Source organism: Shewanella aestuarii (assembly GCF_011765625.1).
In the GTDB taxonomy this organism is placed as follows: domain Bacteria; phylum Pseudomonadota; class Gammaproteobacteria; order Enterobacterales; family Shewanellaceae; genus Shewanella; species Shewanella aestuarii_A.
Genome location: NZ_CP050313.1, coordinates 2,552,222 through 2,564,222, shown reverse-complemented (window position 1 = coordinate 2,564,222; position 12,001 = coordinate 2,552,222). Strand labels below are relative to the sequence as shown.

General features: G+C 38.8%; 8 protein-coding genes and 1 pseudogene. All 9 read left to right on the top strand.

All coding sequences use genetic code 11. From position 1 onward, the window contains the following. Nucleotides 1-44 precede the first annotated feature (44 nt). The 9 genes and pseudogenes from prmB (at nt 45) to HBH39_RS11330 (ending at nt 11,975) form a co-directional block, all read left to right on the top strand. Nucleotides 45-989 (top strand): 50S ribosomal protein L3 N(5)-glutamine methyltransferase, encoded by a 945-nt coding sequence (prmB, locus tag HBH39_RS11370; protein WP_167678341.1) that lies wholly within the window; start codon nt 45-47, stop codon nt 987-989. Nucleotides 990-1,031: 42 nt separating this feature from the next. Then, nucleotides 1,032-2,125: pseudogene (gene aroC, locus HBH39_RS11365) on the top strand (chorismate synthase). Further along, nucleotides 2,126-3,358: an MFS transporter gene (locus tag HBH39_RS11360; protein ID WP_167678339.1), complete on the top strand. Its 1,233-nt coding sequence runs from the start codon at nt 2,126-2,128 to the stop codon at nt 3,356-3,358. Further along, nucleotides 3,355-4,479: an ATP-NAD kinase family protein gene (locus tag HBH39_RS11355; RefSeq protein ID WP_167678337.1), complete on the top strand. Its 1,125-nt coding sequence runs from the start codon at nt 3,355-3,357 to the stop codon at nt 4,477-4,479. The genes HBH39_RS11360 and HBH39_RS11355 overlap by 4 nt, the downstream gene beginning before the upstream one ends. 4 nt (nt 4,480-4,483) lie before the next feature. Then, the gene (locus HBH39_RS11350) at nt 4,484-4,762 is read left to right on the top strand and encodes a YfcL family protein (protein ID WP_167678335.1); all 279 of its coding nucleotides are present in this window, start codon (nt 4,484-4,486) and stop codon (nt 4,760-4,762) included. Between the two features lie 44 nt (nt 4,763-4,806). Next, nucleotides 4,807-5,385, top strand: coding sequence for an RNA methyltransferase (locus tag HBH39_RS11345; RefSeq protein ID WP_208764153.1), 579 nt, complete (start codon nt 4,807-4,809; stop codon nt 5,383-5,385). A gap of 549 nt (nt 5,386-5,934) precedes the next feature. After that, on the top strand, nt 5,935-7,020 hold the full coding sequence (locus tag HBH39_RS11340) for an RNA-guided endonuclease InsQ/TnpB family protein (protein WP_167678333.1): 1,086 nt from the start codon (nt 5,935-5,937) through the stop codon (nt 7,018-7,020). 807 nt (nt 7,021-7,827) lie between these two features. Next, a complete protein-coding gene (locus HBH39_RS11335; RefSeq protein WP_167678331.1) occupies nt 7,828-9,381 on the top strand; it encodes a methyl-accepting chemotaxis protein in 1,554 nt (517 codons plus the stop codon). Between the two features lie 32 nt (nt 9,382-9,413). Continuing rightward, entirely contained in the window at nt 9,414-11,975 is a 2,562-nt protein-coding gene (locus HBH39_RS11330; RefSeq protein ID WP_167678329.1) for a sensor domain-containing protein, read from the top strand. Nucleotides 11,976-12,001: the final 26 nt, after the last annotated feature.

Sequence of the window (12,001 nt, the reverse complement as noted above, 5' to 3'; positions counted from 1 at the left end):
GACATCAGTTACAATGCCTGTGAACTATTTTGTTGGAGTGTGTTTTGGATAAAATCTTTGTAGACGAAGCCGTCACTGAATTACGTACAATTGGCGACATGTTACGTTGGGCTGTTAGCCGTTTTAACGATGCAGGTATTTATTATGGTCATGGGACTGATAATGCTTGGGACGAAGCCATCGCATTGGTTTTTCATGCCTTACACCTTCCAGATGAAATTGGCCAGCAAGTTATTTTAAGCAACTTAACCAGCAGTGAAAAACATAAAATTGTTGAGTTAATTATTCGCCGCGTTCGTGAGCGCTTGCCTGTGCCTTATCTCACCAATAAAGCTCGTTTTGCAGGTCTAGAGTTTTTCGTTGACAAACGTGTGTTAGTCCCGCGTTCACCGATTGCTGAATTAATTAATAACAACTTTAGCCCTTGGTTATACAACAAGCATATCAACCGCGTGATGGATTTATGTACAGGTAGTGCATGTATTGCCATTGCATGTGCTTATGCATTTGAAAATGCTGAAGTCGATGCACTTGATATTAGCGAAGATGCCCTTGAAGTTGCGCAAATCAATATTGAAAATCATGGTTTGTTAGACCGTGTGTTCCCAATCCAGTCAGATGTGTTTTCATCAATTCCGAAAGGCCCGCAGTATGATTTGATTGTGTCTAACCCACCTTATGTTGATGCTCAAGATATTGGCGATATGCCAGATGAATATCATCATGAGCCTGCTATCGGTTTAGCGTCAGGTCGTGATGGACTAGATTTAACCAAACGTATTTTGGCCAATGCCGCAGATTATTTAACCAAAGATGGCTTGCTAGTGGTTGAAGTGGGCAATTCTATGGTGCATTTAATGGAGCAATTCCCAGACGTACCATTCACTTGGGTTGACTTTGAATTTGGCGGTGACGGGGTATTTGTTTTGACTCGTGATCAGCTAGTTGAAAATCAATCACTTTTCGCAATCTACAAAGATAGTGAATAATAGCATCAGATAAATTCAGATTGAGTAGAGGTATAACGGCAGATGTCAGGAAATAGCATTGGGCAAAACTTTGTAGTGACCACCTTTGGTGAAAGCCATGGCGTGGCATTGGGTTGTATTATTGATGGTTGCCCACCGGGGCTGGAATTAACTGTTGAAGATATGCAGCATGATTTAGACCGTCGTCGTCCGGGGACTTCTCGTTATACCACTGCGCGCCGTGAAGCCGATGAAGTGAAAATTTTATCAGGGGTATTTGAAGGTAAAACCACAGGTACTTCGATTGGTTTGTTAATTGAAAATACCGATCAACGCAGTCAAGACTACTCAAATATCAAAGATTTATTTCGCCCAGGACACGCTGATTATACCTATCAGCAAAAATACGGTTTGCGGGATTACCGCGGTGGCGGACGCTCATCTGCGCGAGAAACTGCCATGCGGGTCGCGGCTGGTGCTGTGGCGAAAAAGTATTTGAAAGCGGTACACGGTATCGACATTCATGGTTATTTGTCACAACTTGGACCAATTAGTGCTGAGTCGGTTGACTTAGACCAAGTTGAACAAAATGCTTTCTTTTTCCCTGATGCGTCCAAACTGGATGCGTTAGATGATTACATGCGCGACCTTAAAAAATCAGGTGATTCTGTGGGCGCTAAAATTACCGTAGCAGCAATGGGAGTACCTGTCGGATTAGGCGAGCCAGTTTTTGATCGCCTTGATGCAGATATTGCCCATGCACTCATGGGATTAATGCGGTAAAAGGCGTTGAAATTGGTGATGGTTTTGCTGTTGTCACCCAAAAAGGCTCTGAAGGACGTGACTTAATGTCGCCACAAGGTTTTGCTACCAATCACGCGGGTGGTGTACTTGGTGGCATTTCATCTGGTCAGCCTGTTGTTGCTCATATTGCACTTAAACCGACTTCAAGTATCAGTATTCCTGGTCAAAGTATGACGGTACAGGGCGATGTGGCTGATGTTGTTACCAAAGGACGCCATGATCCTTGCGTTGGTATTCGTGCCGTACCGATTGCAGAAGCCATGTTAGCAATCGTATTGATGGATCATTTATTACGACACCGTGCTCAAAATCAGGATGTGAATAGCCAAACCCCAGTTATCGGAATGCGCTAAATGTCTCAACCATCTAGCCCTGAGTCACAACTTCGTTGGCTCAGGGCTTGTTATTTCTTCTTTTTTTCAATTCTTGGTGTCCTTGTTCCTTACTTAGGTGTCTTTTTTGACTCCCGAGGTTTTGACGCGCAAGAAATTGGTATTTTGCTCGCTATTTTAATGGCCACGCGAATCGTTGCGCCTAACTTATGGGCCATAGTGGCTGATAGAACTGGCATGCGATCTGAGCTGATAAAAGTCGGTGCTTTTTGTGCTGCATTAACCTTTATCAGCTTTTTCTTTGAAGGGGGATTTTTATATCTAGCCATCAGCTTAATGGTATATACCTTTTTCTGGAATGCGATTCTTGCTCAGCTTGAAGTCATCACTCTTGAAACCTTAGGCGACAATGCAAATCAATATGGTGCAATCAGAAGCTGGGGCAGTATTGGTTATATTGTGCTGGTGATTGCTGCTGGTTTTGCGATTGATATGCTTGGGGCTCAAATTTTGCCGTATATCGGCATGGCGCTGTTTATTGGGTTGTTGCTGAGTTCAATGCCATTACCTGCAAACCGAGCATATATTGATAAAACGGCTGTGCGCCCTAAGCTAGTTTTAGATAAATCGATTATTTTATTTTTACTGTCGGCGATGCTTTTACAAATGAGTGTAGGGCCATTTTATGGCTTTTTTGTATTGTATTTAAAGCAGGTTGGCTACTCTGAAACCATCGCCGGGATACTCGTTGCCTTTGGTGTATTGGCTGAAATATTTATCTTTTTATATGCCTCTAAACTGATTGGCAAATATGGTTTACGCAGCTTATTAATATTGAGTTTGCTACTGACCTCGGTGAGATGGCTGATTTTAGGGTATTATCCGCAGTCGTTGATTTTACTTAGTATTAGCCAAGTATTACATGCGTTTACCTTTGGGTTAACTCATGCTGTGTCGATTCAATTTATTCATCGTCACTTTGGCATTCATCATCGAAGTGCAGGTCAAGCCATGTATGCCAGTGTTAGTTTTGGTGTTGGTGGGGCGCTCGGTACTTGGATAAGCGGCATAATATGGGGTGATGGTAGTAGCGCTGTTTATACTTGGGTATTTGCTGCCGCTTGTGCATTTACATCTGCAGTAGTGGTGATATTTATTCCTAATATGAATGGTAAAAATCAACAATTAGCCAATGAAATTGAAGGCGAAAATCATTCAAAAATGGCGTCAGATAATGACAAGGAGCTTGCGTGAAACCGTTTCGATTAGGTTTATTAATTAACCCTTTAGCTGGCTTAGGCGGCAGTGTGGGTTTAAAAGGCTCCGATGGCGTAGCGCAACAAGCGCTGGATAAAGGCGCTGTGCCTAAAGCACATCTGCGTATGCAGCAAGCATTAGAGGTCATTTTACCTTATCAACAGCAAGTTATTATCGTGACCGCTTCAGAGCAAATGGGGCAAACCTTAGCGGAGCAAATGGGTTTTCAAACTGAAGTGGTTTATCAAAGCGCAGTACAAACTAGTCAAAAAGATACTCAACAGGCTGCAACAGCATTATTGTCGCAATCGCTTGATTTATTAGTTTTTGCTGGTGGTGATGGTACTGCTCGTGATGTCTTCTCTGTTGTGGGCGATCAACTACCTGTGCTTGGCGTACCAGCCGGAGTTAAAATTCATTCTGGTGTATATGGTATAACCCCTAAAGCGTCAGGGCTAGTGGTCAAAATGCTACTTGATGGCGAGCTTGTGAGTTTAATGACCGCCGATGTGATGGACATTGATGAAACCGCATTTAGGCAGGGCACTGTCAAAGCCAAACGCTTTGGTGAAATGCTGGTTCCCGCTGAGCCGAGATATGTACAAGCAGTGAAAATGGGTGGTAAAGAAGTTGACGAGCTAGTGTTAGCTGATATTGCAGCAGATGTGATTGAGTCGATGGAGGATGAGCTATTCATTATGGGGTCGGGCAGTACCGTTGCAGCAATTATGGAAGACTTATATCTTGATAACACCTTATTGGGTGTTGATGTTATTCATGATAAACAGCTTGTTGCCAGCGATGTAACCTTCCAGCAACTATTAGAGCTCAGCCAAGATCAGCCAACCAAATTGGTTATCACCCTTATTGGTGGGCAAGGGCATATTTTAGGGCGCGGAAATCAGCAATTATCCCCTGAACTGATAAAACGCCTCGGCAAAGACAATATCATGATCGTTGCCACAAAAACTAAGTTAAAAGCACTTGAAGGTCGCCCGTTAATTGTGGATAGTGGCGACCCTGAATTAGATAAAGCCCTCAGCGGCTATTATAAAGTCATTACTGGTTACCATGATTACGTGATGTATCAAGTAGCCAACCCAGATCTGGTGGAGTAAAACCATGTTAGAACAGTATGATGCAGCAATGGAATCTTGGATTGAAGAAACAGTTAGCACTGGAGACGATGATGCGCTGTTCGCTAGTGGGTATCTTCAAGGTCATGTTGCCGTTGTTTTATCAGAACTTGAAGTTGAGCCAGAACAAGATTTGAATGCATTAGATGCAAAAATGGTCAATTGTTTAGCACTTGCCAACGATGAATTAAACGACATTGATTATGCGTTAGTTGAAAATGCATGGCAGCAATTAAGAAGTCGAATCGTTACTCAATTAAGCTAATGCTCGTTAGGCTAATTCACATTAGACAAAATAAGATAATTCCAATGTCAGATCCTCAAAATCAACCTATGCCAGTGAATGAAACTGACCCTAATAAGTCATTTGTTTCAATTGGTTTGGTTAATCCTAAAACGCCAGTGAATGTTGCTGGCATTATGCGTGCATCTGGCTGTTATCAAGTGGATCAGGTTTTTTATACTGGCAATCGATATAACTATGCGGTAAATGCTGAGCCACAATATGAAGTCGATAAAAAACAAGCTACCAAAACGATCCCATTAGTGGGTGTTGATAGCTTGCTTGAGCAAGTACCCGATGGCAGTACAATTGTATGTGTCGATCTTGTTGTTGGTGCAGTACCATTGCCGCAGTTTGTGCATCCGCAAAATGCGTTTTATGTGTTTGGCCCAGAAGATGGCTCAATCCCACAACAGTTGATTGATGCAGCAAAACATGTGGTGTATGTACCAACCGTTGGTTGTATGAATCTAGCTGCATCGGTCAATGTCCTGTTATATGACCGATTAGCGAAATCGGCTGAACATCAAACTGATGATGAACTTATCCGCAAAAGTCGTGACAACAATAATCGAACTCGTGTGAAGCATTGGCTAAACAAATAAGCCAATGTGGACTCTCGGTATCGACATTAGGCATCTTTCCTTAAACGCTCGCCCGATAGGCGCTTCGTTGTCAGTGTCACGTTTCATTAAATAGCCTGAACTCATGATAATAATTTAATGTTATCAAGAAACTAATTGCTAACCCCATGATCTGATCATTTGAATAATAATGTACAGATACCAACAAGGAACGAGCATGGATAAATTAATTGAAACCTGCTGAGAAGTCGATGATTTGGTAAACTATTGATTGAAAATGGCAATAGCAACTGATTGAGATTATAAAACCCAAGAACCGAACCTCCTGTAAGTTTTTCCTTCTTAATCTTAGATTATGACTTTTCTCATTCATTTCCAGCAATTTCATTGTCGGAATTTCAAAAAGCTACTATATACTCTATGAGTTTCGAAATTTAACCCACTATTGTTAAATACTTTTAACTTACCCAATAGCGCGTAAAGTCTCGCCCGATCCGAGGGCGGGGATACAAGCGCATACCGCGAAGCGGTACTTTTTCGGAACTTAGCTTTTTCTGTAAGATATGTGGAATGAAAAGAGCATACAAAGAAAGATTCTATCCAAATGAGCAGCAAAGCGAACTACTAGCAAAGTTGTTTGGCTGTTGTCGTTTCGTTTGGAATAACTCTCTCAAGTATCGCACTGATGCTTATTATGAGAACGGTGGATCTATCGCTCACTCAGTTCTTGAAAAACGCTTAGTACCTCTAAAGCAAGAGTTTGAATGGCTCAAAGAAGTATCGAGTGTTATCTTTCAGCAAGCTTTGCGCGACCAACAAGAGGCGTTCAAAAACTTTTGGGAAAAGCGAGCCAAGTACCCAAAGTTCAAGTCAAAGCATGGCAAGCAATCTATTCGACTCACCAAGGCGGCTTTCAAGTACCGCGATGGTCAGCTATTCATTGCCAAATCAAATCAACCTTTAGATATTCGTTGGTCGCTTGAGCTGCCAAGCGAACCTAGCTCTATCACCATTTCAAAAGACAAAGCAGGACGATACTTTGTGTCGATGCTATGTGAGTTTGAATCTAAACCAATGCTTGTAACCGCAAAGACGGTTGGTATTGATTTAGGTTTAAATAACCTGTTCATCACAGATAGCGGTGAGAAAGTCGATAATCCTCGCCACACCAAACGCTACGAAAAGAAACTGGCATACCTTCAGCGTCAACTGTCCAAGAAACAGAAAGGCAGTAAGAACCGCGAAAAGATGCGTCAGAAAGTAGCTCGCCTACATGCAAAAATTGCTGATAGTCGATCAAACAACCTCCACAAGTTGTCTCGCAAACTCATTAACGATAACCAAGTTGTTTGTGTCGAATCTCTAGCTGTGAAGAACATGATCCGTAATCTAAAGCTAGCTAAACATATCGCAGATGCGAGTTGGGGAGAGTTTATTCGCCAGCTCAAATACAAAGCGGAATGGGCGGGACGCACTATCGCAGAGGTAGATCGCTTTTTCCCTAGCTCAAAGCGTTGCAATGTTTGTGGTTTCGTACATGAATCAATGGCGTTAAATATCAGAGCCTGGACTTGTCCAGAGTGCCAAACGCACCTTGACCGCGATATTAATGCAGCAATGAATATAAAAACCGTCGGACTGGCGGGGTTAGTCTAGGGAGCGACTGGAACGGGGATTGGAGCAATCCAGTCTAGTAAAAGCGTGTTGAGCTAGAAATTGTTCTTGTAGCTATATAAGAACCCTCGCCTGTGGCAGCGAAGCTGCTTAGGGCGGGGAGAAGTCAGAAGTGATTACTTGCTACGGCGGCTAATGTAGTGGTACCAATGTACAGTTATCTGAGATTAAAGTTAGTTATACCCAAGAGCATAATTTGTAGACTCAACAGAGAATGATGTTGAATTATCGAATTTTTTACTCATGAAGAGCTGTGACGTGGTTTTAAGGCAAGATAGCAAGTTTGGTGTTGCGTAAATGTTAAATCCAATCTTGAGCAGTGGATAGGGTTCATTACTGGACATAAATAGTTTTCATCTAAATCTAAATAGAGAAATAAACTCATTTTAATCTTATTTATATCTTTTTTTTATTTGTTGCATTTTTGTTGGTAAGACGCGTGTTAATTTTCTGCGAAATCTACCTCTTTTTGTATAGTTAGTTTATATTAGGGAGTTGTTGATAATGGTTTGCTAAAGTTTTGATGGCTTTAATGGTTCTGGAGTGAATTATTTAGGCCAATGCAGGATAAAAGACCTGCAGGGGCTACTACCTGTAGGAGCTACTAATTGAATAACATGCGAGTTTTAACTTGATAATTAAACTACCTGAATTACTTTTGGGAAATTAACAATTGAAGATTGACCAAAGAAATAATGGCAAAAGAGCTCTATAACTGTCTGAAGACGTGGTCGAGTCACTTAGACAGAAGTGATTGAGCTAACAAATGAATACTATTTATGGACGAGTATGAAAGTTAATAATCCAGTAACTAAAAATGAGAAAAAATTTCCCTCTAATACAAAGTTGATTTCAGTAACTGATACAAAAGGAAATATCGTTGATTGTAATCAAGCTTTCGTTAGTGTCAGTGGTTTTGACAAAAGCGAATTGATTGGTCAGCCTCATAATATTGTTAGACATCCTGATATGCCTCCAGCTGCATTTGAAATTATGTGGTCACATCTCAAAGCTGGTAAACCATGGATGGGCCTAGTGAAAAATAGGTGTAAAAATGGTGATTTTTATTGGGTAGATGCATACGTAACACCGATGACTGAAAATGGGAAGGTTATTGGCTATGAATCTGTTCGTTCTTGCCCTAAACGGGAAGATATAGCTAGAGCAGAAGTTATATATTCAAAAATCAATAATGGCAAAAGCACATCAAAGTCACTGCGTATAGCATCCGAACATCTTTTTTTGCTGATAATTCTTATTTCTTCAGCATCTCTTTTTATTTATGACCACCAAAGGCTTTCCGAAACTATTCTTTTTGTTGGAACTATCATTTTTGCTGCTATGGTATTTTTTAAGACTAAGTCTACAATAAATTCATTGAAGAAGATGCTGGATACAAGTTTTTCTCATGAGCTTGCTGCTAGAACTTATACCAATTCTCATGGTGATCTTGGTCTACTTGAGGTATCAATTTTAAGTTTAAATGCACATTTAGGAACAATTCTCACTCGTATCGAAAATGCAGCCAGAGAAGTTAATATAAGCGCAGAACGCGGAAATGAATTGACCTTAAAAAATTGTACTGAAATACAAAGACAGCAGGAAGAGACCTTTCAAGTAGCAACAGCTATGAATGAGATGACAACGGCTATTGCTGAAGTATCACATCATGTATCCGATACGGCCAACAATGCGGAAACGGCTCTCAGTCTGGTTATTAATGGAAATAAGGTTGCAGAGGTTACGCGCCAATCCATTCAAAAACTAAGAGATACGGTTTCAAGTATCAGAGTATCAGTCAGTGATGTCTCTTCACAAACAACTTGTATTGCACAAGCGGCTCAAACGATAGAACAAATAGCGGATCAAACAAACTTACTTGCGCTAAATGCAGCCATTGAGGCTGCAAGAGCAGGTGAACAAGGAAGGGGCTTTGCGGTTGTAGCAGATGAAGTTCGTGCTTTGGCAAAACGAACGCAAGAGTCAACACAAGAGATTTATCAGATTGTGCATGAGTTGATATTCAAAGCTCAAAATGCAGTTGAAGCTGCCAGTCAAGGCACAACAGCAGCAGATGATGGACTTGGTAAGGTTGTTGAAAGTGGCGAAATGCTTAAGGGAATCTCTGAAGCAGTTGAGAAAATAGCTCAAATGTCCACCCAAATGGCTACAGCTGTAGAAGAACAAGCTCATGTTGCAGAAGATATTAATCGACAAATAGTCAATATCTCTGATTTAGCAAATGACAGTGCTACTAGTACAAAGTTGACATCAGATTCGATAACTCAACTTAAAAATACTGCTGATGAATTACAGGAACTAGTAGTCCGATTTAAACAGTAAGAATTCAAGGACTTATTAATTGAGTATAAAAAATGTTTAAATACAAAAAATTATTTAATGAAACTTCATTTCGCTATATCGTAAAATCTCAAGAGAAAATGTTAATAACTGAACTTCAAAATCTAAATAAAGAATTGAATGCAGATATTTTATTTTTAGGTGTTAGAGATGGAAGCAAAGCATCTACAATAATCGCTCTAAATGAACAAGATATAATAGATAATTTTACATATAATCTAAGTGGTTCACCATGTGAAAAGGTTTTAAATGAAGGCGTCTGCTGCTTTCCAGAGGGGACAGCTAAATTATTTCCTAATGATAAAGCTTTGCTCGATCTAAAAGTTGAAGGTTATATTGGTTCATCAATAAAGAATGAAAATGATGAATCTATTGGGATTTTAGTTGCTTTGTATTTTGAATCTGACACTTTTCTTGCGAAAAAAATTAATTTATTTGAGACTTTTTCAAAATTCTTATGCTCCCATATTCAGAAATGCCATCTTGAATATCAAACAAATTCTCATTTATCCTTATTTAACGAGGTTGAAGTTATCTCAAAAACAGGAGCTTGGGAGTATCATATCGAAACGATGAGTTATTTTTTTTCAAGTCAAATCTATGAGATATATGGAATTCAAGTTAATAGTGAGTTGTCAGTAAAAAGTGCAATTTCATATTTCGCAGAACATGAACACTCAAAAATTGAGCAAATTTTTAAAAATGTTTTAAATTATGGTACATCATTTGAAGAAGTGTTTGAGTTCGTCGATAGTAAAAGTGTTAAAAAATGGGTAAAAATTACCGGAAAACCTTCAGTAAATAATAATGGCCAAATTGATAGTATATATGGTGCTTTTGAAGATATTACCACAGAAAAGGAAATGTTAATCAAAGAGAGTGAACGATCTGAAAGATTGGAGAATATTTTAAATAACATCAACGAAGCCGTTATCACAATCTGTAGTAAAGGAGTCATAAAGCACGTTAATAAATCTGTATTGAGTATGTTCAAGTATTCGGCTAATGAACTTCTAGGACAGAATATCGCAATGCTAATGCCTGAACCTCATGCATCCAATCATCAACATTATTTAGAATCATATCAAACAACCGGTGTTGCGAAGATAATCAATATTGGTCGTCAATTATCTGCTAAGCGAAAAGATGGTGATATTTTTCAGATGGAACTCGCTATTACTCAAACCACTTCTTTAGGTGAGGTTCAATACATAGGTGTTATACGAGATATATCTGAAAGAATAAAATCCCAAGATACTATTTACAATATTGCCTTTACGGATAATTTAACCCAGTTAAAAAACAATAAATGGTTTGAAAAAGAGTGTAAGGATTTATTAAATCAAGCGTCAATTGAAAAAAAACATATTCATGTGATTATGTTGAATATTGATAAGATGTCACAGTTGAATTTACAATTTGGATTTGAGTTTGGTGATTTAGTCTTAAAAGAAGTTGCTGCTAACCTTAAATTAGCTATTGGTAATGATTGCAGTATTTATAGATATAATGGGGCAGCATTTTTAATACTTTTAAAAAAATCATTTATTAAGAATGAATCGACAAAAATGAGGATTAATTTACTCCATACTACTTTGTTGGATCCTAAGCACTATAAATTAAAAGTGAATGGTAAAAGTGTTGTTGTATCTGCTTCTTTAGGTGCTGCAAATATTAATGTCACTAATCAGTCTTATGAAGCTATAATACAAATTCTTGAACATACTGTTTCAAAAGCTAAAAAACTAGCTCCAATGGGTTTGTGTCATATTTTAGAAGACGATATTGAAGAGTTTGATCGTTTTGTCCAACTACATAAAATTCTAAAAAATATAACTGAAAGTGATGAGTTGTCGTTAGTGTTTCAACCACAGTTTACTAATAAAGGTGAATTAAACTCTTTTGAGGCTCTAATTAGATGGCAGTCTGAAATTTATGGACAGGTTAGCCCTGCTGAATTTATTCCATTAGCAGAGGAGACAGATGCTATCATTAAAATTGGTGATTGGGTTTTATTAAATGTCTGTAAGGCTATTCAAGAGTTATTACATTTAGGTCTACGCAAGAGTATCTCTGTTAATATTAGCGCCAAACAAATCGTAGAGTATAATTTTTCAGAAAAATTAATTGATTTGATAACTCTAATGAAAATACCTGCTGAGATGTTAGTTCTTGAACTTACTGAGACGGCCTTAATTGTTGACATTTCTTTGGTTAAGCAGGCTATGGATGTGTTAAGTAAACATGGTTTCCGTTTTTCGATTGATGATTTTGGTACTGGTTATTCGAGTCTTGCTTACTTAAAAGAGTTGCCAATATCGGAGTTAAAAATAGATAAGTATTTTATAGATGACATTGATAGTGATGATACTGATAAGCAATATGTAATTGTAGATGCTATCATATACATGGCCAATGCTTTAGGTGTTCGTAGCATTGCAGAAGGTGTTGAAACTCAAAAACAGCTAAAATACTTGGAACGAAAAAACTGTAACATTTATCAAGGTTATTATTTCTCAAAACCTCTTAATATGTCATCTTGGCGTGAGATGATAAGAGTAGAAAGCAAGAGGTGAGAAAAACCATTTAACTGATAAATTGA

Bases quoted from the DNA above. Each gene is read 5' to 3' on its own strand.
- HBH39_RS11360 (WP_167678339.1), top strand. From the start codon at position 2,126: ATGTCTCAACCATCTAGCCCTGAGTCACAACTTCGTTGGCTCAGGGCT.
- HBH39_RS11350 (WP_167678335.1), top strand. From the start codon at position 4,484: ATGTTAGAACAGTATGATGCAGCAATGGAATCTTGGATTGAAGAAACA.
- HBH39_RS11345 (WP_208764153.1), top strand. From the start codon at position 4,807: ATGTCAGATCCTCAAAATCAACCTATGCCAGTGAATGAAACTGACCCT.
- HBH39_RS11340 (WP_167678333.1), top strand. From the start codon at position 5,935: ATGAAAAGAGCATACAAAGAAAGATTCTATCCAAATGAGCAGCAAAGC.
- HBH39_RS11335 (WP_167678331.1), top strand. From the start codon at position 7,828: ATGAAAGTTAATAATCCAGTAACTAAAAATGAGAAAAAATTTCCCTCT.
- HBH39_RS11330 (WP_167678329.1), top strand. From the start codon at position 9,414: ATGTTTAAATACAAAAAATTATTTAATGAAACTTCATTTCGCTATATC.